This is a genomic window from Pseudomonas sp. FH1, assembly GCF_000510895.2.
GTDB classification, from domain to species: domain Bacteria; phylum Pseudomonadota; class Gammaproteobacteria; order Pseudomonadales; family Pseudomonadaceae; genus Aquipseudomonas; species Aquipseudomonas azotoformans_A.
Map to the genome: position 1 here is coordinate 49,222 of NZ_AOHM01000006.1, position 22,358 is coordinate 71,579.

The 22,358-nt window shown below is 59.7% G+C and carries 23 protein-coding genes; 10 read left to right on the forward strand and 13 right to left on the reverse strand.

Annotated elements, in window-relative coordinates; translation table 11 throughout:
• Positions 1 to 16 precede the first annotated feature (16 nt).
• Positions 17 to 1,171, forward strand: coding sequence for a DUF1624 domain-containing protein (locus H096_RS02915; protein WP_033896703.1), 1,155 nt, complete (start codon positions 17 to 19; stop codon positions 1,169 to 1,171).
• A gap of 39 nt (positions 1,172 to 1,210) precedes the next feature.
• Here H096_RS02915 and H096_RS02920 read toward each other — a convergent pair whose 3' ends face one another.
• Entirely contained in the window at positions 1,211 to 1,819 is a 609-nt protein-coding gene (locus H096_RS02920; protein ID WP_033896704.1) for a LysE family transporter, read from the reverse strand.
• A 163-nt stretch (positions 1,820 to 1,982) separates the two neighbouring features.
• On the opposite strand from H096_RS02920, the gene H096_RS02925 reads away from it, so the two are divergent.
• Positions 1,983 to 2,360, forward strand: a complete 378-nt coding sequence (locus tag H096_RS02925; RefSeq protein ID WP_033896866.1) for a GFA family protein — start codon at positions 1,983 to 1,985, stop codon at positions 2,358 to 2,360.
• A 254-nt stretch (positions 2,361 to 2,614) separates the two neighbouring features.
• Here H096_RS02925 and H096_RS02930 read toward each other — a convergent pair whose 3' ends face one another.
• From H096_RS02930 to H096_RS02960, 7 genes are read right to left on the reverse strand one after another with little or no spacing between them, the layout of a single operon-like run.
• A complete protein-coding gene (locus tag H096_RS02930) occupies positions 2,615 to 3,934 on the reverse strand; it encodes an OprD family porin (RefSeq protein WP_033896705.1) in 1,320 nt (439 codons plus the stop codon).
• 7 nt (positions 3,935 to 3,941) lie between these two features.
• Positions 3,942 to 4,775, reverse strand: a complete 834-nt coding sequence (locus tag H096_RS02935; RefSeq protein ID WP_033896706.1) for a phosphodiesterase — start codon at positions 4,773 to 4,775, stop codon at positions 3,942 to 3,944.
• A gap of 9 nt (positions 4,776 to 4,784) precedes the next feature.
• The gene (locus H096_RS02940) at positions 4,785 to 5,816 is read right to left on the reverse strand and encodes an ABC transporter ATP-binding protein (RefSeq protein ID WP_033896707.1); all 1,032 of its coding nucleotides are present in this window, start codon (positions 5,814 to 5,816) and stop codon (positions 4,785 to 4,787) included.
• Positions 5,813 to 6,607 carry an ABC transporter permease subunit gene (locus H096_RS02945; RefSeq protein WP_033896708.1) on the reverse strand — a complete coding sequence of 265 codons (795 nt, stop codon included), beginning with the start codon at positions 6,605 to 6,607 and terminating at the stop codon, positions 5,813 to 5,815. Before H096_RS02945 ends, H096_RS02940 begins: the two co-directional genes overlap by 4 nt.
• A complete protein-coding gene (locus H096_RS02950) occupies positions 6,604 to 7,422 on the reverse strand; it encodes an ABC transporter permease (RefSeq protein ID WP_033896709.1) in 819 nt (272 codons plus the stop codon). Before H096_RS02950 ends, H096_RS02945 begins: the two co-directional genes overlap by 4 nt.
• Positions 7,423 to 8,427 carry an ABC transporter substrate-binding protein gene (locus tag H096_RS02955; protein WP_033896710.1) on the reverse strand — a complete coding sequence of 335 codons (1,005 nt, stop codon included), beginning with the start codon at positions 8,425 to 8,427 and terminating at the stop codon, positions 7,423 to 7,425. It lies immediately after the preceding gene.
• The gene (locus H096_RS02960; protein WP_033896712.1) at positions 8,411 to 9,430 is read right to left on the reverse strand and encodes a LacI family DNA-binding transcriptional regulator; all 1,020 of its coding nucleotides are present in this window, start codon (positions 9,428 to 9,430) and stop codon (positions 8,411 to 8,413) included. The genes H096_RS02955 and H096_RS02960 overlap by 17 nt, the downstream gene beginning before the upstream one ends.
• A 255-nt stretch (positions 9,431 to 9,685) precedes the next feature.
• Between H096_RS02960 and H096_RS02965 the strand changes: the two genes are divergently transcribed.
• Together H096_RS02965 and H096_RS02970 are read left to right on the forward strand one after the other, a co-directional pair.
• Positions 9,686 to 10,783: a carboxynorspermidine decarboxylase gene (locus H096_RS02965; RefSeq protein WP_028616547.1), complete on the forward strand. Its 1,098-nt coding sequence runs from the start codon at positions 9,686 to 9,688 to the stop codon at positions 10,781 to 10,783.
• Positions 10,784 to 10,811: 28 nt separating this feature from the next.
• Entirely contained in the window at positions 10,812 to 12,056 is a 1,245-nt protein-coding gene (locus H096_RS02970) for a saccharopine dehydrogenase family protein (protein ID WP_033896713.1), read from the forward strand.
• 70 nt (positions 12,057 to 12,126) lie between these two features.
• Here H096_RS02970 and H096_RS02975 read toward each other — a convergent pair whose 3' ends face one another.
• The 3 genes from H096_RS02975 to H096_RS02985 form a co-directional block, all read right to left on the reverse strand.
• Positions 12,127 to 14,070 (reverse strand): hypothetical protein, encoded by a 1,944-nt coding sequence (locus H096_RS02975; protein ID WP_156717462.1) that lies wholly within the window; start codon positions 14,068 to 14,070, stop codon positions 12,127 to 12,129.
• Positions 14,063 to 15,118: a polyprenyl synthetase family protein gene (locus H096_RS02980; RefSeq protein WP_162240106.1), complete on the reverse strand. Its 1,056-nt coding sequence runs from the start codon at positions 15,116 to 15,118 to the stop codon at positions 14,063 to 14,065. Before H096_RS02980 ends, H096_RS02975 begins: the two co-directional genes overlap by 8 nt.
• A 151-nt stretch (positions 15,119 to 15,269) precedes the next feature.
• A complete protein-coding gene (locus H096_RS02985) occupies positions 15,270 to 16,049 on the reverse strand; it encodes an IclR family transcriptional regulator (protein WP_033896716.1) in 780 nt (259 codons plus the stop codon).
• Between the two features lie 215 nt (positions 16,050 to 16,264).
• Between H096_RS02985 and H096_RS02990 the strand changes: the two genes are divergently transcribed.
• From H096_RS02990 to H096_RS03015, 6 genes are all read left to right on the forward strand, one after another.
• Positions 16,265 to 17,047: an ABC transporter substrate-binding protein gene (locus tag H096_RS02990; RefSeq protein ID WP_033896718.1), complete on the forward strand. Its 783-nt coding sequence runs from the start codon at positions 16,265 to 16,267 to the stop codon at positions 17,045 to 17,047.
• Positions 17,044 to 17,712 (forward strand): amino acid ABC transporter permease, encoded by a 669-nt coding sequence (locus H096_RS02995; RefSeq protein WP_033896719.1) that lies wholly within the window; start codon positions 17,044 to 17,046, stop codon positions 17,710 to 17,712. Before H096_RS02990 ends, H096_RS02995 begins: the two co-directional genes overlap by 4 nt.
• Positions 17,709 to 18,461 (forward strand): amino acid ABC transporter ATP-binding protein, encoded by a 753-nt coding sequence (locus tag H096_RS03000; RefSeq protein ID WP_033896720.1) that lies wholly within the window; start codon positions 17,709 to 17,711, stop codon positions 18,459 to 18,461. The genes H096_RS02995 and H096_RS03000 overlap by 4 nt, the downstream gene beginning before the upstream one ends.
• Positions 18,458 to 19,726: an FAD-binding oxidoreductase gene (locus H096_RS03005; protein ID WP_033896721.1), complete on the forward strand. Its 1,269-nt coding sequence runs from the start codon at positions 18,458 to 18,460 to the stop codon at positions 19,724 to 19,726. Before H096_RS03000 ends, H096_RS03005 begins: the two co-directional genes overlap by 4 nt.
• Positions 19,727 to 19,859: 133 nt before the next feature.
• Positions 19,860 to 20,645, forward strand: a complete 786-nt coding sequence (gene mddA, locus H096_RS03010) for a methanethiol S-methyltransferase (protein WP_033896722.1) — start codon at positions 19,860 to 19,862, stop codon at positions 20,643 to 20,645.
• Positions 20,646 to 20,761: 116 nt separating this feature from the next.
• A complete protein-coding gene (locus H096_RS03015) occupies positions 20,762 to 21,265 on the forward strand; it encodes a signal peptidase II (RefSeq protein WP_033896723.1) in 504 nt (167 codons plus the stop codon).
• Positions 21,266 to 21,303: 38 nt separating this feature from the next.
• Here the strand turns inward: H096_RS03015 and H096_RS03020 are convergent, their stop codons facing one another.
• Together H096_RS03020 and H096_RS03025 are read right to left on the reverse strand one after the other, a co-directional pair.
• Positions 21,304 to 22,047, reverse strand: coding sequence for a zeta toxin family protein (locus tag H096_RS03020; RefSeq protein ID WP_237142504.1), 744 nt, complete (start codon positions 22,045 to 22,047; stop codon positions 21,304 to 21,306).
• Positions 22,044 to 22,334, reverse strand: a complete 291-nt coding sequence (locus tag H096_RS03025) for a hypothetical protein (RefSeq protein WP_028616556.1) — start codon at positions 22,332 to 22,334, stop codon at positions 22,044 to 22,046. Before H096_RS03025 ends, H096_RS03020 begins: the two co-directional genes overlap by 4 nt.
• Positions 22,335 to 22,358 lie beyond the last annotated feature (24 nt).

Consider the following 22,358-nt stretch of genomic DNA (forward strand, 5'->3'; position numbering starts at 1 on the left):
CCTGTGATCCTCGCCCATGACCGATGCTGTTCCCCTGCGCCAACGCCTGCTCTCCATCGATGCCCTGCGCGGCCTGGTGATCCTGTTCATGTTGCTGGACCATGTGCGCGAAACCTTCCTGCTGCACCGTCAGGTCAGCGATCCGATGACTCTCGACAGCACCGAGCCCGCGCTGTTTGTCAGCCGCACCCTCGCCCACCTGTGTGCGCCAGTGTTTGTTTTGCTCACGGGCTTGTCGGCGTGGCTGTACGGCCAGAAATACCAGGGCCGGCGCGATGTGTCGGCGTTCCTGTTCAAACGTGGGCTGTTCCTGGTGGTGCTGGAGTTCACCCTGGTCAACTTCGCCTGGACCTTCCAGCTGCCGCCCAGCGTGATCTATATGCAAGTGATCTGGGCGATTGGCGTGAGCATGATCACCCTCGCGGCGCTGGTGTGGTTGCCGCGTTCGCTGCTGATCGTGTTGGCAGTGGTGATCATTGCCGGGCACAACCTGCTGGACGGGCTGCACTTCGACGCGGGTTCGGCACTGCACATTCCGTGGGCAATCCTGCATGAGCGCAGCTGGATCGAAGTGGGCGACTCGCTGCGCCTGCGCACCACCTATCCGGTGCTGCCGTGGATCGGTGTGATTGCCCTGGGCTACAGCCTCGGCCCGTGGTTTGCCCAAGGCATGCCGCCGGCGCTGCGTCAGCGTTACCTGTTGCTCGGCGGTATGAGTGCATTGATAGGGTTCGTGGTGTTGCGAGCAGCCAACGGGTATGGCGAAAAACCCTGGCAAGCCTATGACAATGGCGTGCAGACCCTGATGAGCTTTTTCAACATCACCAAGTACCCGCCTTCGTTGTTGTTTCTGGCACTGACGCTGGGGATCGGCTTGCTGCTGTTGCTGGCGTTCGAGAAAGCGGGAAGCAAGCGTTGGATCGGCCTGCTCGCCACCTTCGGTGCAGCGCCGATGTTCTTCTACCTGCTGCACCTGTACGTGCTGAAAATCCTCTACGTCGCGTGTGTGGCGCTGTTCGGCCTGAATCACGGCAACTACTTCGGCGTCGACGGCGTGGGCGCCATTTGGCTGGTGGCGCTGCTGCTGCCGCTGGCGCTGTATCCGCCGGTACGTTGGTTTGCCGGGCTCAAGACGCGACGCCGCGACCTGGCCTGGCTCAAGTACCTGTAGAAGCTCGATCTATGCGTGAGTCGAGGTGACAAGCTCCACTCATGCGGCGACCAGGTGCACATAGAACGCGTGAAACATGAAATACGCACACACCGCCAGCGCCAGGCCCATGCAGCGGTTGAACACGGTAAACGCCGACGTCCCGTTGATCCGACGCCCCAGCAGTGCACCAAGCAACGCATAGATCCACGGCGCACCCAACGCGCCAAAGGCCAGCAACGCCGACACCAGTGCAATCGACACCCCAGTGATATGCGCCGCCGGCAGCATGACGCTGGTGATCGGCAGCACCGCCATGATGCCCTTGGGGTTGAGCAACTGGATCACCAGGCCGTTCCAGAACGTGAGCGTCTTGGCCGGTGCGGTAGAGACTTTTTCATCGACCACCGTGCGCGCGGTGAACACCTGATAAGCCAGGTACAAGGTGTACACGCCGCCAATCAACGAAATATAGGGCAAGGCCGCCTGGGAAATGATCGCCTCGCCGGTGTAGCCGAACAGCACAAACAACACCAGCATCGCGCAGCCCACGCCGATGAAAAACCCGGTGGAGCGCCGGAACTGACCGGTGAGCCCGGCGTTGAGGCCCATGAAATTCACGGGACCGGGGCTGTACATGACGCTGAAGGCGTAGAGGAAGATGTCCATGGAAGACCTGCAGTAGAGGGAGTGCGGCGAGTCTACTGAGGGGGTTGGGGGGATTCTTGTACGTTTGTGGTTGGACTGGATGGGGATGCTGCGCATCCCAGCGGGAGCAAGCTCCCTCGCCACAGGTATAGTGTTTGTCGAACTCTTCGGGATAAAACCAGACATGGATGCAATCAATCAAGGCAGTTGCCTCTGCGGTGCAGTCACTTATCAAGTCGCGACACCGCTCAAGGCCGCCACCCACTGCCACTGCAAAAAATGCCAGAAAGGGCATGGCGCGGCGTTCGCAACGTATGCCAGCGCGCGCCGATCAGACGTGACGATCCAGGCTGTACGTGACACGCTGAAAAGCTATGAATCTTCGCCAGGTATCACCCGTCAATTCTGCTCGGAATGCGGTTCATCGCTGTTCTGGAGCGACGCTAAAGGAAAGTATCCAGAGTGGATTTCGATTGCGCTGGGCACGCTCGATACCCCGTTCAAGGTACAGAACCAGGCGCACAGTTGCATTGAGTCCAAGGCACCCTGGCTTCGTGGATAGATCCCAGCCTTTCAAGGTCTTTAGGTAGAACTGGCGATAAGTACCCTGTGGCGAGCGGGCTTGTCCCGCGTTGGGTTGCGAAGCGACCCTAGAAGGAGGCATGCGGTGAGTCAGGCCTTCTTCGGCCGCTGGTTCTGGGGCTGCTTCGCAGCCCAACGCGGGCGGTGCGACGATTCGACAAGCCCGCTCGCCACAAGAGAACCAATGTGGGGCTCGACGGCCCCACATTGGGTTTTGCAGTGTTTGAAAGGTCGTTACATCAACGGAATCGAGTAGTTCACAAACACCCGATTCTGGTCCTGGTCCCGCGCCACTTCACTGCGCGACACGCCGTTGCGCCAGCCGAACCCGACGTTCTTGAACGTGCCGCTCTGCACTACGTAATCCAGCGAGATATCGCGCTCCCACTCGCTGGCGTCGTTGCCGCTGGCGGTGAGGATGTGGTCGCCCTTCAAGTACATCACCGAGGCCTTTAACCCCGGCACACCGAGTGACGCGAAGTCGTAGGCGTATTGCGCAAAGGCAGTGCGCTCGCCGGCCTGGATAAAGGTTTGCACGGTACGGTCGGTGTAGAGGTACAGGCTGGAACCGCCCTCCCCTTTGTTCACCAGGCCGCCCTGGTTGAGTTGGGCGAAGTTGCTGTCGTCCGAGACTTGCTGGTAGCCGGCGGTGATCGCGTGCGGGCCCAGGGAGTAGATGAACGCCGCGCTCCAGGTGTTGTTGTCGATTTCACCGGTGCCATTCTTGGTGTAGCCGCCGAGCTTGTAACCTTCGGCACGGCCAGAAGCGCTGCTGTTCTTGCCGTCGGAGGTGGTCTTGAAGTAGCGCAGGTCGGTTTTCAACGAGCCGTAGTCGCCCAGCGGCAATACGTGGATCAGCCCGGCGAAGTGCTGTTGATAATAGTCTTCGAGGTTGGCGTAGTAGTACTGGACCATCAGGTCCTTGGTCACCTGGTAATCGGCACCGGCGTAGTTGAATTTGTTGCTTTCCTGGGTGCCGCCCGCCGCCGCCAGGCCGCTGCGGTCGCTGGAGCCACGGCCGGTGGTGTGTTGCAGTTGGCCGCCGATCAGGGTCAGGTTGTCGATGTCCTTGCTGGTGATTTGCCCACCTTCGAACGACTGCGGCAACAGGCGGCCGTCGTTACTCACCAGGATCGGCAGGTTCGGCCGCAGGTAGCCGTAGCGCAGTTCGCTCTTGGCAAAACGCGCCTTGGCCGTGGCGCCGCCACGGGCCCAGTTGTCGGTGGCCTTGCCGTCGTCGTTGGGGATCATCGAGCTGCCCACGTGGCGGCCGGCGCCGCTGTCCAGGGTGATGCCGAGCATGCCGATGGCGTCGAGACCAAAACCGACGGTGCCGTCGGTGAAGCCCGACTGGTAGTTGAGGATAAACGCCTGGCCCCACTCCTCGGTCTTCGACGGTGCGGCGGCGCCGTCACGGTTGTCGTTGTTGAAGTAGAAGTTGCGCATACTCAAGTTGGCTTTACTGTCGCTCAAGAAATCAGCCGACGCCAAAGGGCTGAGGGCAACGCCCAGGCCGCCGGTCAACACGCTTAACACATTCAAAGTGGCTTTCATCACAACCTCAGTCAATTAACCCATGAGCGTCATAAAACGGATACGGCCCCGGGTACTCCCCGAATACGCCGTTGTGGCTGATCAAACCCTGTTGCGCCTCCCAGCGATGCAACAGATAGCCCGCCGGCTCCAGGTTGAAATGCGCGGGCGCCGCTTCTTGTAGGTCCAACACGATCTGGTGCGAGGTGCCGGGGCATACACAACTCAGGCTGCCGCCGAAACGGCGCTGCATCGGCCGGTGCAAATGCCCGCACAGCAGGCGCTCGACTTGCGGATGACGGGCGACGACCTGCTCCAGCGCCGCCGCATTGATGAAGGGCTCGCGGTCCATATGGCCGATGCCGCTGATAAACGGCGGGTGATGCAAAATCAGCAAGGTCGGCGCCTGCGGACGCAGCGACAATTGCGCGTCCAGCCAGTGCAATTGGCTGTCGAGCAACTGGCCGCCGTGGCCGCCGGGGATGGTGGAGTCGAGGCCGATCAGGCGCAGCGGATGCTCGTCCACCACCCAGTCCAATGGGCCCTCTGCGGACACAGGCAAATACGCGTGATCCCGGAACGCCTCCAGCAGCGGCCCGCGCGTGTCGTGGTTGCCGGGTACCAGGTAGCACGGCATGTGCAAACGGGCGAGTTCGGGGTGCAGCACGGCGTATTCATCGGCGCGGCCGAAGTCCACCAGGTCACCGCTGATCACCACGATATCGGGGCGTGGGTAACTGGCGTTGAGGTGGTCGACGGCGCGGCGCAGTGCGCCCAAGGTATCGACCACCCCATAAGTGAGGCGCTGGCCGGCTTTAAGGTGCAGGTCGCTGATCTGCGCGACAAGAAACGGACGATTCACAGTAGATTCTCAAGCATTCAGGGTGAACAACATGTGCGGCGCAATCGCCAGGGCGATTGGCGCGCCGACGGCGTACAGCTGGTTGTCGCTGCTGTCGACCAGCAGCGGTTGCTGGCCGCCCACATCCACCAGCAGGCGGCTTTGTGCGCCCTGGAAAAACTGCGCCAACAGACGGCCGTGCAGGTGCCCTTCTCCCTCCATCACCTTCAGGTGCTCCGGGCGGCAATAGACCGTGCTGGGCCGCTCGGCGGCCTGCCACGGCAACTCGCCGCCGTGGACTTTCAAGCCATGGGCCGACAGCTCGATTACCTCGAAGGCATTGAGGTTGCCGACGAAGCCCGCGACGAAGGCGTTGGCAGGTTTCTGGTAGATGTCACGCGGGCTGGCCAGTTGCGCGACACGGCCGTGCTCCATGACCAGGATGCGGTCGCCCAGGGCCATGGCTTCGCCCTGGTCGTGGGTGACGAACACCGAGGTGATGCCGAGGCCGCGCAGCAGGTCATTCAGTTCGCTGCGCAGGCGTTCGCGCAATTGCGCGTCGAGGGCCGCCAGGGGTTCGTCCAGCAACAGCACTTTCGGACGCGGCGCCAAGGCACGGGCCAATGCCACGCGCTGGCGCTGGCCGCCGGAGAGTTCGTGGATGCTGCGCTTGCCGTGATGCTGCAAGCCCACCAGCTCCAGCAACTCGTCGCAGCGCTTGTTGCGTTCAGGCACCGACATCCCGCGAATCTTCAAGCCGTAGACGATATTTCCCGCCACATCCAGGTTGGGAAACAGCGCGTAGTTCTGGAACACCATGCCCACGTCGCGGCGCTCGATGGGCAGGCGCGTCACGTCCTGGTCACCGAACAACACCTGGCCCACATCCGGGCGCTCCAGGCCGGCGATCAGGCGCAAGGTGGTGGTCTTGCCACAGCCGGACGGCCCGAGAATCGCCAGGGTTTCGCCGCCCTCGACGGTCAGGTTCAAGTCATGCACGGCCACGGTGCCGTCGGCGAACGCCTTGCGACAGCCTTGCAGGCGGATAGTGATAGCGGTCATCGACGCTCTCCACGGGACAAACGGGCACTGATGGCCTGCAACGCAATCAGCAGCGGCACGATCATCAGCAAAAAGATAAGGGTGTAGGCGCTGGCGATCTCCAGGCGCGCCGAGGCGTAGCTGTCGGCCAGGCCCACGGGCAGGGTCTTGGTCATGGGGGTGTGAAGCATCCAGGTCAGGTTGAATTCACCCAGGGACAAGGTCACCACCATCAGCACGCCGGCCAGGATTCCCGCGCGGCAGTTAGGCACCACCACACTGAAAAAGCGCTTGATCGGACCGGCGCCCAAGCTGGCCGCCGCCTCTTCCAGCACCGGCAGTTGCTGGCGTTGCATCACCGCCATCACCGGGCGTACCAGGAATGGCAAGGTGAACAGCACATGCCCGACCAGGATGAACAGCCAACTGCTGCGAAAGCTGCCGAACTGGCCGTAGGTGAGCAGCAACGCCAACGCACTGGCCAACCCCGGCATCGCCACGGGCAGCACCATCAACTCTTCGAAGGCGCGGCTGAAGCGGTTGTTCATCCGCACCAGGGCGTAGGCGGCCGGCACGCCAATCACGCAGACACACACCGCGCAGGCCAGCGCCAATTGCAGCGACAACCACACAGTCGGCGAATAGGCCTGCCACACCTGGATCAACCAATCGAAGGTCAAGCCACTGGACAGACCGACGAAGAAGTTGCGGGTCAAACCCGCCAGCAACGACATCACCACCGGCACCAACATGAAGGCGCACACCAGCAGGGTAAACAGCAGTTGCAGCACAAACAGCGATGAACGTTTCACAGCACAGTCCCCGCGTTTTTCACCAGGCGCCGGGTCAGCAGCAACACCGCCCAGGTCACCCCGCCCAGCACCACCGACAGCGCAGCGGCGACGGCAAAGTTGGCGTAGTTGGTGAATACGTTGTAGATCGCCACCGGGGTGACATTCAGTCGCGTGCCCAAGGTAAACGCCGTGCCGAAGGCGCCCATGGACGTGGCAAAACAGATCGCCCCGCAGGACGCCAACGCGGGTGCCAGGCCCGGCACGATCACGTCACACACCACGCGCCAATGCCCGGCACCCAGGGAGTGCGCGGCTTCTTCCAGGCTGCGATCAAGGCTCTCGCACGCGGCCATCACCGTGAGGATCACCCGTGGAATCGAGAAGTACAGGTAGCCCACGAACAGCCCCGCCAGCGAGTAGGCAAAGATCCAGCGCTCGCCAGCCAGTTGCAGGCCCAGTGAGGCCAGCAGGCCTTGGCGACCGGCCAGCAGAATCACCAGAAAGCCCACCACCACACCGGGAAAGGCCAACGGAAAGGTGAGCAACGCCACCAGCGCCGAGCGCCCGAAAAACTGGTGCCGGGCGAGGAACACGCCGCTGATGCCGCCGATCACCAGCGCCACCAGCGTCACCACCACGGCCAGCACCAGCGTTTGCCCAAGGCTACCCAGGTACTGCGCGCTGCTGAGCACCTGCCAGTAACCGCTGCCGTTGCTGTCGCGACTCTCGGCGCCGAGCACCATCAAGTGCGCCAGCGGCAGCAGCCAAAAGGCGAGCAGCACCGCAAAGGCCGGGGCCAGTGCCCAGGCGGCATGTTTTGCCGATGCTGCCACTTACTTGACCTCGTTCAGGTAACGGGCGGCGAAGGCTTCCTGCACAGCGGCCATTTTTTCGTAGTCCACCACCCCGGCGCGGGCGTAGTCGCTGTCAGGCAGAAACTGGGCGGCCACGTCAGCCGGCATTTTCATCGGACGCACCGGGCGCAGGTAGGCCTTGGCCCAGAGTGCCTGGCCTTCGTCAGACAGCACGAAGTCGAGGACCTTTTGCGCATTGGCGCGGTGCGGTGCGTTGGCCACCAGACTCATCACGTAGGGCACGCTGATGCTGCCTTCCTTCGGGATCACGAAGGCGACGTTGGCCTTATCTTTGTAGCGCGCGCGGTAGGCGTTGAAGTCGTAGTCCACCAGGATCGGCAACTCACCGGACAGCACCCGCGCATAGGCGGTTTGCTTGGGCACGATGGGCGCGTTCTTCGCCAACTTCTGGAAGTAGTCGATGGCCGGTGCGAAGTTGTCCAGGTCGCCGCCCAGGGCGCGGTTGATCGCCACGGCCGACACGTAGCCGACGAAGGCGCTGGACGGGTCGAGGTAACCGACCATGCCTTTGTATTCCGGCTTGAGCAGGTCGGCCCAGCTTTGCGGCACCGGCAAACCACCCAGCGCATCAACATTGACCATGATGCCCAAGGTACCGGAGTGGATCGCGAACCAATGGCCGGCCGGATCTTTCAAGCCAGCGGGAATCTGCTCCCAGGCCTTGGGTTTATAGGTGTCGACCACCTCGGCTTTTTGTGCCTGCAGGCCGAAGGTCACGCCGTAGTACACGACGTCGGCCACCGGCGCGGCTTTTTCCGCCACCAACTGCGCCAGCGACTGGCCGGAGTTCTTGTTGTCCAGCGGTACTTGCACGCCGGTGCTGGCGGCGATGGCCTTGAGCTGGGTGCCCCAGTCGGCCCAGTCCGGCGGGCAGTTGTAGCAGATCGCGGTTTCGGCGGCCTGGGCCAGGCTGGCCGCACCGCACAGCAGCACGGCTGCCAGGGTTTTACTGAGTGCGCGCATCAAGGGTTTCCTCGTGGGGTTGAGTACTGTCGCCCGGCCGGATATGGCAAGGCAGGCAATGGGACGTCGGGGCGTTGCCGGCGATCTGCGCCAGCAGTTGGTCAATCACGGTGCTGGCCAGCAAGGCGATGGGCTGCACCACGCTGCACAGGGTCGGGTGCATCTGGGTGCCGAGGCTGATGCCGTCGAAGCCCATCACCGACAGCTGTTCGGGCACGTTCCAGGCGTTGCGACGCAGTTCGGCGATCAGGCTGATCGCCAGGAAATCGTTGGAGCACACCAATGCAGTCGGGGCCTCGTCGCCTCGCAAAAAGGGTTCGATGGCGGCGAATTCGGCCTGGGTGTGGGCCGGCATTTCGATCACCGCGCGGGGTTCCAGGCTGTATTCGCGCATGGCGTCGCAATAACCGGCGTAGCGCAGACGGGCACGGTCGGATTGCAACGCAGGACCGGCGACCATGCCGATGCGCCGATGCCCGGCTTCCAGCAGGTAACGCGTGGCCAGCGCCATGCCTGCGCGGTTGTCCACCGACACGGCGCTGTAGTTGGGATTGCTCGGTTGGTGATAAGCCAGCACGAACGGGGTTTGCTCGGTGTTCAAGCTGCTGAGCACGCTGTTGCTCTCGGCATCGGTGACCGTCAGCACCAGGCCATCGACGCGCTGGCGCAACAGTTCTTCCACCACGATGCATTCGCGCTCGCTGCTGTAATCGGTGGTCGCCAGCAACAGGCTGTAGCCGCGCGCCCGAGCGGCGCGCTCCATGGCCTGGAACTGTTCGGCAAACACCGGGTTGAGCAGGTTGGGCACCACTACGCCGATCAACTGGGTGGTTTGCAGGCGCAGCTGGCGGCCCAGCAGATTGGGGCGAAAACCCAACTCACGGGCGGCGGCGAACACTTGCTCACGGGTGGTCGGGCGCACCTGGTCGGGGGAAGCAAAAGTGCGGGCGGCGGTGGCGCGGGATACGCCCGCCAGCCGGGCTACGTCTTTCAGGTCAGTCATTGTCACTCGCTTGAGATCGATCTCATTGGCGAGGACAGTAGCGAGGGAATGTGGCAGTTCGGCGGTAAGGAGATGACAGTTTGATGGCACCTGGCTTGCTACCCATTGATCCGGGGTATGCCCATAGATGGTCATACTCAGCGGGTATCATTGAAACCCAGGGCAGCAAAATCCGCCCACTAACCTTTCGATTCGATCCAAGTGCGGGCACAATGCGTGTCCTTTTTTGGCAGGCACCGCCGCAGGCTCTCAAAAATGATCAAAACGCCGTACTACCTCATCGATAAACAGAAGCTTCTGGTCAACATGCAGAAGATTGCTTACGTGCGCGAGCAGTCCGGCGCCAAGGCGTTGCTGGCGCTCAAGTGCTTTGCCACCTGGTCGGTGTTCGACCTGATGCAGCAATACATGGACGGCACCACCTCGTCGTCGCTGTATGAGCTCAAGCTCGGCCGCCAGAAGTTCGAAGGCGAGGCACACGCCTACAGCGTGGCCTGGGCCGACGATGAAATCGAAGAGATGCTGGACAACTGCGACAAGATCATCTTCAACTCGATCAGCCAGCTGCAACGCTTTGCCGAACGTTCCGAAGGCAAGACCCGTGGCCTGCGCGTCAACCCGCAGGTGAGCAGCTCCGACTACCTGCTGGCCGACCCGGCGCGCCCGTTCAGCCGCTTGGGCGAATGGGACCCGGTGAAGATCGAAGGCGTGATCGAGCAGATCTCCGGCTTCATGTTCCACAACAACTGCGAGAACGGCGATTTCAGCCTGTTCGACAAGATGCTGGGCACCATCGAAGAACGCTTCGGCGCGCTGCTGCACAAGGTCGAGTGGGTCAGCCTCGGCGGTGGTATCCACTTCACCGGTGAAGACTATGCGGTGGACGCGTTCTGCGCACGCCTGAAGGCGTTCTCCGAAAAGTACGGCGTGCAGGTGTACCTGGAACCCGGCGAAGCGGCGATCACCAACAGCGCCTCCCTGGAAGTCACCGTGCTCGACACCCTCTACAACGGCAAGCACCTCGCCGTGGTAGACAGCTCCATCGAAGCCCACTTGCTGGACCTGCTGATCTACCGCCTCAACGCCAAGCTGGCGCCAAGCGACGGTGAACACACCTTCATGGTGTGCGGCAAATCCTGCCTGGCCGGGGACATCTTCGGCGAGTATCAATTTGATCGTCCGCTGGCCATCGGCGATCGGCTGTCGTTCATCGACACCGCAGGCTACACCATGGTCAAGAAAAACTGGTTCAACGGCCTGAAAATGCCGTCCATCGTAGTGAAACAACTCGACGGTACAGTCGAGGTGGTTCGTGAATTTGGTTACGACGACTACCTGTCCAGCCTTTCGTAAGCTGGCGGATAAAGGAGAGATAAAGCAATTGAAAAAGAACGTTCTTATCATTGGTGCAGGAGGTGTCGCCAAGGTGGTGGCCCACAAGTGCGCGCAGCACAACGACGAACTCGGTCGTATTGCTATCGCGTCGCGCAACATCTCCAAATGCCAGGCCATCATCGACAGCGTCAAGGCCAAGGGTAGCCTCAAGGTTCCCGCCGACATCCAAGCCTTCGCGCTGAACGCCCTGGACGTGGAAGCGACCAAGGCCCTGATCCGCGAGACCGACTCGCAGATCGTTATCAACGTAGGTTCCGCGTTCCTCAACATGTCGGTGCTGCGCGCCTGCATCGATACGGGCGTTGCCTACCTCGACACCGCCATCCACGAAGAGCCGGGCAAGGTCTGCGAGACCCCGCCGTGGTACGGCAACTACGAATGGAACCACCTGGAAGAGTGCAAACAGAAGAACATCACCGCCATCCTTGGCGTGGGCTTCGACCCGGGTGTCGTCAACGCGTACGCCGCGCTGGCGCAGCAACAGCATTTCGACCGTATTGATTCGATCGACATCCTCGACGTCAATGCCGGCTCCCATGGCAAATACTTCGCCACCAACTTCGACCCGGAAATCAACTTCCGCGAGTTCACCGGACAGGTGTGGAGCTGGCAGAACAGCCAGTGGACCAGCAACACCATGTTCGAAGTCAAACGCACTGATGACCTGCCGGTCGTCGGTTCGCAGAACCTCTACCTCACCGGCCACGATGAAGTGCACTCGCTGTCGAAAAATCTCGACGTGCCCAACGTGCGTTTCTGGATGAGCTTCGGCGAACACTACATCAACGTGTTCACCGTGCTGAAAAACCTCGGCCTGCTCTCCGAAAAGCCGGTCACCACCGCCGAAGGCCTGGAAGTCGTGCCGTTGAAACTGGTCAAGGCCGTGCTGCCCGACCCGTCTTCGCTCGCCCCCGGCTACACCGGCAAGACCTGCATCGGTGACCTGGTCAAAGGCACCAAAAATGGCCAGCCCCACGAGATGTTCATCTACAACGTGGCCTGCCATGAAGAAGCCTTTGCCGAAACCGACAGCCAGGGCATCTCCTACACCGCAGGCGTGCCACCAGTGGCCGCTGCGCTGCTGGTTGCCCGTGGCGAATGGGATGTGAAGCACATGGCCAACGTCGAGGAACTGCCGGCCGAGCCGTTCCTGAAAGCGCTGGATGTGATGGGGTTGCCGACTCGGATCAAAGACGAGAACGGTGATCGGGCTTGGGATGCGATTGCCTGATCGTAATCGTTAACCAAAAAAAGCGCCCTCCAGGGCGCTTTTTGCATGAACAGCCCCCGGTTCTGCCACGTCACTCATCGCCAGACGCTTCACATTGGCTCGCAATGCCATCCGTCAGACGCGCATAAGGATTGAAACCCGCCAATTCCACGGCACTGGTTGCTATGCCGAAGAATGCACGCCTGACTATCAACCCCACCTCCACAGGTAACGTGTAGCTACGCCGAACCGCCGCATCACAATCAACATACAACTGCTCAGTATCAACGCCAGCTAGTTCATCACAAGCGACAATACATCCCCAAAGTCGTGCCAGAACGGATTTAAAGGGATCAATAAGTGACTGATGAGAATCAACGCGCGTACCACTCAGCTGCAGGCAAGCATCAAACAGCGCATGCCAGTGTGAAAACAGCGCGCGTAGATCAGCGCTGTCTTCGAGCGTATCGCATTGCTGCAACAATGGCTGTGCAATAGCAGTCAGCGAATCATGACATTCACGCCGCCACACATCGATTAGTAGGCAACGCCTGACAATCCGACGCGTCAGTTCTGCAATCAGGATGGGACGTTCTGTCGATGGCATAACTCGCCAGAGTGGCTGCCAGGAGACACCATGAAGGAGCTTGCCCGGCAACAGTATCTGCGTCGCAAACTGTAATCGGCGCCCCGCAGGCGGCAGTGTAAATGCACTGGCAAGGCCTTCTTCACCAGCACTGAACGCGCGTAACTGCCTCCACGCTTGATAGCGTGGCAATAGCAGATACCAAAGACATCCACCCATGGACATCTCCGCTGCCTCATCATGTCCTGGTTCGCCACAATCGCAACGCAATAGCTCATCAGTTACGCAGGAAAGGCTTGTGCCATAACCACGCAACGCCTTGACGCCCCCCATCGACAACGCAACAAATGCCTCATTGAAGAACTCTTCGTTCGAATAATCTGCAACGAAATCCACCACTTCGCTGTAGCGAATCAGATTATCGATAGCTCGTTGGACGGTGGCGCATCGCGCAAATGAATCGAAAGCGCCCGCTTCGTTCATCAAATAATCATAGCCGTCAGAGTTCATTACCATACGGTGATAAGGGCTCATCGCCGCATCCCACCAACGCGCCAAGACAAATTCATCAGGTGTTATCCCTCCGCCTGCCGCTTCGACAAAGCCGCCCAATTCCCCCCAATGCCTTGAAGCTGCGACCAGCACATCCTTGGTTTTCATAAAGGCACAAGCCGTAACCATGTCCTGCAAAGCCTGCCTGACAGAATCCCCACCCAAGTGCGTAAAGCCATCGCTGGCAGCCAATCTGTAGGCCGCCCGCTTCGCCCCGGGATCATCGGCGGCCCCCACATAATCGACGGCCGTCGTGAGCACCAGCAATGAGCCACATAGATCATGAATACGTGCGTCCGGGCTGCGAATGCACTGCCATGCAAATGTACTGGCGCAGAAGTCGCGAATGATCATTGCGGGCATATCCTGCGCTTTCAAACCGGGAGCAACAGTGCGGTAGGCGCTGAATAACCGTGGAACCTCCAAACCCTTTTTTGGTGCAGGGCGCGCAATAGCAGCCAGGCCACTGGCAATGCGACGGCTCTGTTCACTCACTCCCTTAGATGCGTGCCATAAACTGGCTCCCGCGATCAATGTCATCGCCGCAATTGCGCCCGTCGATACCGTCTTGCAAAGTGATTTCTCGTCAGTCAATGCCAACAACTGATCAAAATACGCGCCCCCCTGCGCACTGTGTTCTATACGGTGCGACGCATATGGCACGTATACAGGAAGGCCAACCAAGTAGGTCAGTGCACTGTCGCTCCCCACAATCACCTTCCCGCTGTTCATGGAGGCGAAGATTGACTGGACGCTGGCATCCGTCAACCCCATCGCGGCGGCACTCCATATATCCGCTCTTGAGCCCGCACGTATAAAGTGCGTACGTAAACGACGTACTTCGCAAGGATCACGCAGCCACTGCTGTGCTTTCTCAAGGATGAACGAGTCACTCATGATCAGACCACACTCTTGTAGACCCGATGAAACTCGCCCTGAGTTGCGTCAATTGCTGTCGAGCTTCATCAAGTCCCTGATGCGGTCCCGCCTTGATACAAAGCTCTCGAAACGACTGATCCAGAATATTATTACTTCGTTGAGTCCCTCGAGCGCCCAGTGCTTGGCAAATGTCATCTGCCAGCGACTGCACTTCATACGGCTCGACAACAGCTTGGGCCTTTTTCTTCAATGAGTTGAAATAACAGCAACTCAAGTCCTCCGCCAGCCACGCCCACACCCAAGAGGGCCGATCATTGCGTAAATCTTCATATCGCTTGATGGGGTCGAGCTGCTCACCGAAGTTACCCAGATCATCCAACATCTGCAGCGCCACACCCACCTGCTGTCCATACACTGTCAGGCTCTCGACAAGGGATTTCGACCCTCCTGCCGCAATGGCACCCAACGACGCAGCCAAGGCCATCAGTCGTCCTGTTTTCAAACCTGAGATCACGGATACAACCGAAAGCACTTCTGCTTGTTCCAAATCGGTCAAGCGTACAGATAGATCCAATGCCTGCCCCGAGTGGCAGTGAAGCAACGTCGACGACACTGCGCGGGATACCTTCAGCTCTACGGCGCCGGGCAGGCCCAAACGCTGTATCAGGCTGAGCGCCCAGAAATACAGCCAATTGCCGGTATTCAACGCCAGCGGCAGCCCATGGGTAACGTGCAACGCTGGTTTGCCACGTCGCCAGGATGAGTTGTCTTCAATGTCATCCACGATCAGCGAACCGCCGTGGAGTGCCTCAAGGATAATTGCCAGTTCTGGAGGTGCGCACTCCTCGCGCCCTGCCAGGTGCCAGCCGAGATTCACCAGAGACGCACGAAATCCTTTACCAGGCGTACGGAAAAATGTGCGTGCCGGGTCCAGGAGTGCTTCGTTCCAGAAACCTGCAGCCAAGTGATACTCCTGTGCAAATGTTGAGGAGGATGAGAAATCGCTCTCAAGCATTTGCAGCAGCAGAGTTGAATGTGGTTGTGTTGTTTGAAGCAGCATAGCCATGACGCGCTCTTCCCTGAACGGGTTCCCGACAGGATCAGCTTTAACTGGGTCGAACGGCATGCCAACAAAATGCGTGAGGCAATGACTCAAGAAAGCCACCGATTGAAGGGTGAGCCTAGGTGAGGTTTTTTCTAGCGTCAAACACCGGCCATCACCCCAGATTCCGCGCTGAGTTACTCAATGCTCGCGAACACTGCAACAACGCCGGCGCCAACTGCTTCTCCGCATCCGCCCTGCTCCACCGACTGGTCGGCGCCACCACATGCACCGCTGCCACCGGCCGGCCATTGGCACCCAACACCGGCGCGCCGATGGTCATATCACCCAGGAACAGCTCCTGGCCATTCACCGCGTAGCCCTGCTCGCGCACCTGTTGCAACGACTTCAGAATCTGCTCGATGTCAGTCAGCGTCTGGCTGGTGTGGGCAATGCGCTGGCTGTTCTCGATCAACACCAACGCCTCCTCCTGCGGCAACGCGCTCAAATACGCGCGCCCCGACGCCGTGCAATACATCGGCACCCGCGAACCGATCGGCATATGCACCGGCACGAACCCTGAGCTGACGAACCGCGCGATATAGGTCATGTCGTAGCCCGCAGGCTCGGTGAGGCATGACGTTTCGCCGGTCAACCGCGTCAGCTCCGACAGAAACGGGTTGGCCACCTCGATCAACGAATGCGCATCCAGATAACTGAAGCCCAACTCCAGCACCCGGGGTGTGAGTTGGTAATGCCGTGTGCGGGAGTGTTTCCGAAGGTAACCCAGGCTTTCCAGGGTAAACACCATGCGCTGGGCCGAGCTTTTGGTCATGCCGGCGGCCTCGGCCACCTCTGCAAGGCTCATGCTACGGCGCTGTGCACTGAATGCCTTGAGCACCGACAGGCCTTTTTCCAGGGATTGGTTGTGCAGACTGTTGCGTTCTTCGGACATGGCGGACTCGCGGTCAGGTCGATCAGGTGTGGCGATATTTCTACCTCAAATCACAAAAATAGACCATTAAATATCGCATATCGATACGAACAGTTCATTTTGTCGACTTTTAATAACGTATATCGATTTTTATCAATCGAAATGGCACAGAGCTTGCGATTTCATCAATAACCGCTCGCGGTACTGACGATCCGTTTTCCTTCTGGAGTAACCCGATGAACAGTCTTTCGCCCTTGTTTCGCCGCCTTGCCTTCGGTCTGTGCGCCGCCGTTTGTGTCAGCGCCGCGCACGCAGACAGTGCGTCCTTGTACAAAGTCGGTGCAACCGCCAGTGGCTCGCCGTTTACCTTTCTTGACATCAAGAGCAACAGCATCCAGGGCGTGATGGTGGATGTGGCTGAGGCCGTGGGCAAGGCCGGCGGTTTCACCAGCCAGATCGAACAGACCAACTTTGCCGCGCTGATTCCGTCGCTCACCTCGGGCAAGCTGGACTTCATTTCCGCCGGCATGCTCAAGACCGAAGAGCGCACCAAGGTGGTCGACTTCAGCGCGCCGGTATATGCCTACGGTGAAGGCCTGATCGTCAATGCCGACGACAACACCGCCTACCCCGACCTCATGCCACTCAAGGACCAGGTGGTCGGCGTACAGGCCGGCACCGTCTTCTATGACCAACTGAACAAGCTCGGCATCTTCAAGGAAATCCGCACCTACGATTCCATCGGCGAGATGGTCCGCGACCTGTCCCTGGGCCGCATCAAGGCCGCCGTGGGCGACCAGCCGGTGGTGGCCTACCAGATCCGCCAGAAGCTGTTCAAAGGCGTGAAACTCGCCCCGGACTACAAGCCCACCAATGTCGGCGAAGTGTGCCTGGTGGTGCGCAAGGGCGACGCGCAAACCCTCGAACGCCTGAACACCGCCATCGCCAGTATCAAGGCTGACGGCACCCTCGACAGCATCCTCAAGAAGTGGGGACTTGATACCCAGGTGCGCCCATGAACCCGGCTGAGTTCCTGCAAAACGCCCAGGACTTCTTGCCGATCCTGCTGCAAGGCGCCTGGGTGACGGTCCAGATTACCGTGCTGTCGTTCCTGCTCAGCAGCGCGATCGGCCTGGTGCTGGCGCTGCTCAAGCTGTCGCCGATCCGCGCGCTGTCGTGGGCGGCCAGCACCATCATCAACGTGATCCGTGGCCTGCCGATCATTGTGCAGCTGTTCTATATCTACTTTGTGCTGCCGGACATGGGCGTGCACCTCACCGCGTTCTACGCGGGCGTGATCGGCATGGGCATCGCCTACTCGGCGTACCAGGCCGAGAACTTCCGCACCGGCATCATTGCCGTCGAACAGGGCCAGCGCGAGGCCGCCGAAGCCTTGGGCATGCGCTCGGCACTGATGATGCGCCGGGTGATCCTGCCGCAAGCGTTTCGTATCGCCCTGCCGCCCTACGGCAACACCCTGGTGATGATGCTCAAGGACTCGTCGCTGGTATCGACTATTACCGTGGCCGAGATGACCCGCCAGGGCCAACTCATCGCCTCGTCCACCTTCCAGAACATGACCGTCTACACCCTGGTCGCCCTGCTCTACCTGCTGATGAGCCTGCCGCTGGTGTATGGCCTGCGTCGTATGGAACAGCACTTGGGCCGGAGGAAAAAAGCATGATCGAGATACGCCAACTGCAAAAACATTACGGCAGCCATCGCGTCCTGCACGGCGTCGACTTGGACGTGGCCAAGGGAGAAGTGGTGTGCCTGATCGGCCCTTCGGGTTCAGGCAAGTCCACCTTGCTGCGCTGCATCAATGCGCTGGAAGCTTATGACGGCGGCGTCATCACCGTGTTCGGCCAAACCGTACAACGCGGCAGCAAGACCGTGCACGCCCTGCGCAGCCGCATGGGCATGGTGTTCCAGCGCTTCAACCTGTTCCCCCATCGCACCGTGCTGGAAAACGTCATGGAAGGCCCGGTGTATGTCAAAGGCGAATCTGCGCAACAGGCCCGCGAGGAAGCCCTGGTGTTGCTGGAAAAGGTCGGCTTGAGTGCCAAGGCCGACGCCTACCCGGAGCAACTCTCCGGTGGCCAGCAACAACGCGTGGCCATCGCCCGCGCCCTGGCGATGAAACCCGAAGCGATGCTTTTCGACGAACCTACCTCGGCCCTCGACCCGGAACTGGTGGGCGATGTGCTGGCAGTGATGCGCACCCTGGCGGATGAAGGCATGACCATGATCGTGGTCACCCATGAAATGGGCTTTGCCCGCGAAGTGGCCGACCGCGTGTGCTTCCTGCATGGCGGCTACATCGTCGAAAGCGGTGCGGCGGAACAGGTGCTGGGCAATCCGCAGCATCCACGCACCCAGGACTTCCTGCGCCGTGTGCTGCATCCCACTGGCGATACGCGGAGCCTGTCATGAAATCATTGTGGTCCGCGACCGCACCGTCGGTGGTGCCGACGCCTGCGTTGAGTGAATCGGTGAAGGTCGATGTGGCGATTGTCGGTGCGGGCTATACCGGCTTGTCCACGGCGCTGCATTTGGCCGAGCGCGGCGTGAGCGTCTGCGTGTTGGAAGCCAATGAGCCGGGTTGGGGTGCGTCGGGGCGCAACGGTGGGCAGGTCAACCCCACCCTCAAATATGACCCGGAACAACTGGTGCAGATGTATGGACCGGAACGCGCCGAGCCGTTGATCTCAACCGTGTCGAACTCGGCGGACCTGGTGTTCAAGCTGATCGAAAAACACGGCATCGATTGCGCGCCGGTACGCAAGGGCTGGATGCAGGTGTCGTACACCGAAAAAGGCGTCGCCGGGTTGCATGCGCGAGCAGATCAGTGGGCCCGGCGGGGTGTGCCGGTACATCGCCTGGATGCAACGGCGGTGGCTTCACGCATGGGCAGTGACGCGTTTGCCGGTGGCTGGCTGGACGGCCGCGCCGGGGCGATTCAGCCGTTGGCATATGCCCGTGGGTTGGTGGGCGCAGCGTTGGCGGCGGGTGTAAGGATTCATGGGCAGAGTGCGGTGACGGGGTTGCAGCGCCAAGGTTCGGGCTGGCAATTGACGACGGCAACGGGTGCGCAAGTGAGCGCCGAGAAAGTGGTGCTCGCCACCAACGGCTACAGCGGTAACCTGTGGCCGGGCATGGCGCAAAGCATCCTCGCGGCGAACAGTTTTATTGTCGCGACCAAGCCTCTGACGGGGCATGCAGCCGAGAGCATTTTGCCGGGCAAGGAAACCGTCTCTACCGCACAAAGGCTGCTGCTGTACTTTCGCAAAGACAGCCATGGCCGCTTGCTGATGGGCGGACGCGGGCTGTTCAACGACCCAACATCGCCCACGGACTTTGCTCACCTGGAGCGTTCGTTGGCGCTGCTGTTTCCGCAGTTGGGGCCATTGGAATTCGAATACCGCTGGGCTGGGCGAATCGCGATCACACGGGACTTCATGCCCCATGTCCACGAACCGGCGCCGGGGCTGACATTGGCGCTGGGTTGTAATGGTCGGGGGATTGCGCTGTGTACCAGCCTGGGGCAGCAACTGGCGGGGCGGTTGTGTGACCGCAAGGCAGAGTTTGCCTACCCGGTGACGCCGTTGCAGCGCTTGCCGATGCATGGGTTACAGCGGTTTTATATCGGGGCGGGGGTGGCGTGGTACAGCTTGTTGGATCGGTTGCATATCAGCTGAGATCCATCGCCAAACAATCTATACCACTGTCATTTTTCACAGGTTGCCGATCACGCAATGGCTGCTAGCTTTAGCCAGTCGAGTTTACACTTCGACTGGCCTACCTATTCACCATGCGCGAAAGGAATCGTCCATGAACCCGCAAAAGAACCCGAACAGCCTCCCGGCGCGGCTGGCCGGGCTGGCATACAGCCTGGTCTGCTACTTGGTTTTCCTGGCCACCTTTTTATACCTGATAGGTTTTCTGGGTGGCTTCAAGGTGCCAAAAACCATCAACGATGGACCCTTCATCCATCGGTCATTGGCAACATTGATCAACGGTTTGCTGGTCATCCTGTTCGGCATGCAACACAGCATCATGGCGCGTAAAAACTTCAAGAACAGGCTGGCCGCTTTCATTCCTCCGGCGGTTGAACGCTCCACCTATGTGTTGATCAGCAGTTGGGTACTCATGTTGATGTTTTGGCTTTGGCAACCTATGCCGCACACGGTGTGGAGCGTTGACGCCGCCTGGGCAAGGGCCTTGTTGGCGGGGTTGTTCTGGCTGGGCTGGGGCATCGTCTTGCTGGCAACATTGTTGATCAGCCACTTCGAACTGTTCGGCCTCAAGCAAGCCTTTGATCGTTGGCGCGACACGGCACCGCACACGCCGACATTCAGAACGCCGCTGCTGTACAAGATCGTTCGCCACCCGCTGTACCTGGGGTTCTTGATTGCCTTCTGGGCTACGCCTGACATGACGGTCGGGCATTTACTGTTTTCGATGGGCCTGACGGTCTATCTCTTTATCGGTGCCTACTTTGAAGAGAAGGACCTAGTGGTGTTGTTTAGTGATAGATATCGGCAGTATCAGGGAGAGACCAGCATGATTTTGCCGGTGCCGAAGAGACGGCCCAAGGGGCGGAACACAGACACTTGATCGCCCCTGAGCCCCCCCCGGTGGCGAGAGAGCTTGCCGAATCAACGTAGACGATATAAGGCGCCTGAGCTATCTTCGGACGCCTTATCGATCGACCCGGAACAGGAAGTCACCGCTTGAGCACGTCGTCCCTACTGCGAAGCCGCACCTTTGCCCTCTTCGCAGGCATCGCCTTTGTTGCCATAGACCAGCTCGTCAAACTACTGGCCCTGGTTTCACTGCAAGCCAACAGCTTCAAATTCGGTGCCAGCCCCCTCAACCTCGCGCTGGAACTGAGCCTGAACCCAGGCGCCTTCCTGAGCCTGGGCGCGGCGCTACCGTCGCAGGTCAAACAGCTGATCTTTATCGTGGGTGTGGCGGTCGTGGTGGCATGGGCGATGGGGTGGTCACTTTCCAACTGGAGCCAACCGCTGCGTAAAGTCTTGCCGCTGTACGCGATTGCGTTGGGCGGTATCGCCAACCTGATTGACCGCGTGTTTCGCGACGGGCATGTGGTTGACTACATGGTGCTGAATGTTGGGCCGACGCACACTGGCGTGTTCAATATTGCTGATATCGCAATTACAGCTGGTGCAATCTATTTAATGATCGACTTGTTGGTACAACCGCGAAAGGCATAGTTGTATGAGCATGTTATGTAAAAAAGGCGTCTCACCTTCTACGTCAACTTATCGATCACGTATTGCTTAAACCAGGCGGGCTGCGTGTCCGAAACGATATCGATATCCTCACCTTCGGTAATTTCCGCCAGCTGAGCGAAACTAGGCTCACCGTCTTGCGAGTTATCAAAGATATAAGCTCTGTTTGAAAGCAAAACAGCCTCGGAGAGATTCTCCAGCGAGCGCTTGTAACGAGAGCGAATTTTGTCGGCGGGAACATCATGCCCCCCGATGGATGCCCTGTACGCAACCCGCGCAACGTTGATATCGGCATCTGCAGTAGCAACGTAGTAGACGTATACCCGATACCCCGCTGCTTTCGCCTGCCGGAGCAACTCTATCTTGCTGCTATCTGACATGACGGTTTCAAAGGTAAAACTCACCCGTTCTTCAATCAAAGAAACTCGAATAAAGTCAGACAACGCAGAGGCTATATAGGAGTCCACCTGCCTTGAGGGAAAAGCGATTTGATCGCCGCCCACGACTAACCCTTCCAGCTTGGCGAGAGAGTCGGGAAAATTCAAAAGTAGCGTATGATCGCGTAAGAACAGAAGTGCCCGCCTGGCATGTTGATCAAGGCCAAACGCAGCGAGTTCAAACACTCCCGTTTCGCGGATGCTCAACTCAATTGCATCAGGGTTGATGTAGTTCACCAACAAATGAGCCGGAACTTTCGAGTTGAACGTGCTCTTTCCACTCCCGTTCGGTCCGGCGAACATCCGGTCCCTGGGGGTGGTGCTCAAGCTTGAATCTGCGCCTGGGTGGACCGTCGATCCAAGAGAGACTTCTTGGTTTTCAAGCGGGTACCCGCCTTGAGAGTGCCGTAGGTTTCCACGGGGCGGATAACCAGCGTTTCTGTATTTGAGACTTTCACCAGTTGGCCGGCACGGACCACAAGCACAGATTCGCCCTTGGAAAGGGCAACCTCGTAGGCATCTCTGAATGCCTTGGCTGCAATAGAGGGAATACTCGATTCTTGAGCAAGAATCTGCGCTTCGGTGATCTGTGGCTTAACTTTTTTACGTGACATGCTGGTCTCCGACTCAGGACGGGG

Bases quoted from the DNA above. Each gene is read 5' to 3' on its own strand.
- H096_RS02965 (WP_028616547.1), top strand. From the start codon at position 9,686: ATGATCAAAACGCCGTACTACCTCATCGATAAACAGAAGCTTCTGGTC.
- H096_RS03025 (WP_028616556.1), bottom strand. From the start codon at position 22,334: ATGTCACGTAAAAAAGTTAAGCCACAGATCACCGAAGCGCAGATTCTT.
- mddA (WP_033896722.1), top strand. From the start codon at position 19,860: ATGAACCCGCAAAAGAACCCGAACAGCCTCCCGGCGCGGCTGGCCGGG.
- H096_RS02990 (WP_033896718.1), top strand. From the start codon at position 16,265: ATGAACAGTCTTTCGCCCTTGTTTCGCCGCCTTGCCTTCGGTCTGTGC.
- H096_RS02940 (WP_033896707.1), bottom strand. From the start codon at position 5,816: ATGACCGCTATCACTATCCGCCTGCAAGGCTGTCGCAAGGCGTTCGCC.
- H096_RS02930 (WP_033896705.1), bottom strand. From the start codon at position 3,934: ATGAAAGCCACTTTGAATGTGTTAAGCGTGTTGACCGGCGGCCTGGGC.
- H096_RS02920 (WP_033896704.1), bottom strand. From the start codon at position 1,819: ATGGACATCTTCCTCTACGCCTTCAGCGTCATGTACAGCCCCGGTCCC.
- H096_RS03000 (WP_033896720.1), top strand. From the start codon at position 17,709: ATGATCGAGATACGCCAACTGCAAAAACATTACGGCAGCCATCGCGTC.
- H096_RS02975 (WP_156717462.1), bottom strand. From the start codon at position 14,070: ATGAGTGACTCGTTCATCCTTGAGAAAGCACAGCAGTGGCTGCGTGAT.
- H096_RS02995 (WP_033896719.1), top strand. From the start codon at position 17,044: ATGAACCCGGCTGAGTTCCTGCAAAACGCCCAGGACTTCTTGCCGATC.
- H096_RS02915 (WP_033896703.1), top strand. From the start codon at position 17: ATGACCGATGCTGTTCCCCTGCGCCAACGCCTGCTCTCCATCGATGCC.
- H096_RS02985 (WP_033896716.1), bottom strand. From the start codon at position 16,049: ATGTCCGAAGAACGCAACAGTCTGCACAACCAATCCCTGGAAAAAGGC.
- H096_RS03005 (WP_033896721.1), top strand. From the start codon at position 18,458: ATGAAATCATTGTGGTCCGCGACCGCACCGTCGGTGGTGCCGACGCCT.
- H096_RS02960 (WP_033896712.1), bottom strand. From the start codon at position 9,430: ATGACTGACCTGAAAGACGTAGCCCGGCTGGCGGGCGTATCCCGCGCC.
- H096_RS02925 (WP_033896866.1), top strand. From the start codon at position 1,983: ATGGATGCAATCAATCAAGGCAGTTGCCTCTGCGGTGCAGTCACTTAT.
- H096_RS02980 (WP_162240106.1), bottom strand. From the start codon at position 15,118: ATGGCTATGCTGCTTCAAACAACACAACCACATTCAACTCTGCTGCTG.
- H096_RS02955 (WP_033896710.1), bottom strand. From the start codon at position 8,427: ATGCGCGCACTCAGTAAAACCCTGGCAGCCGTGCTGCTGTGCGGTGCG.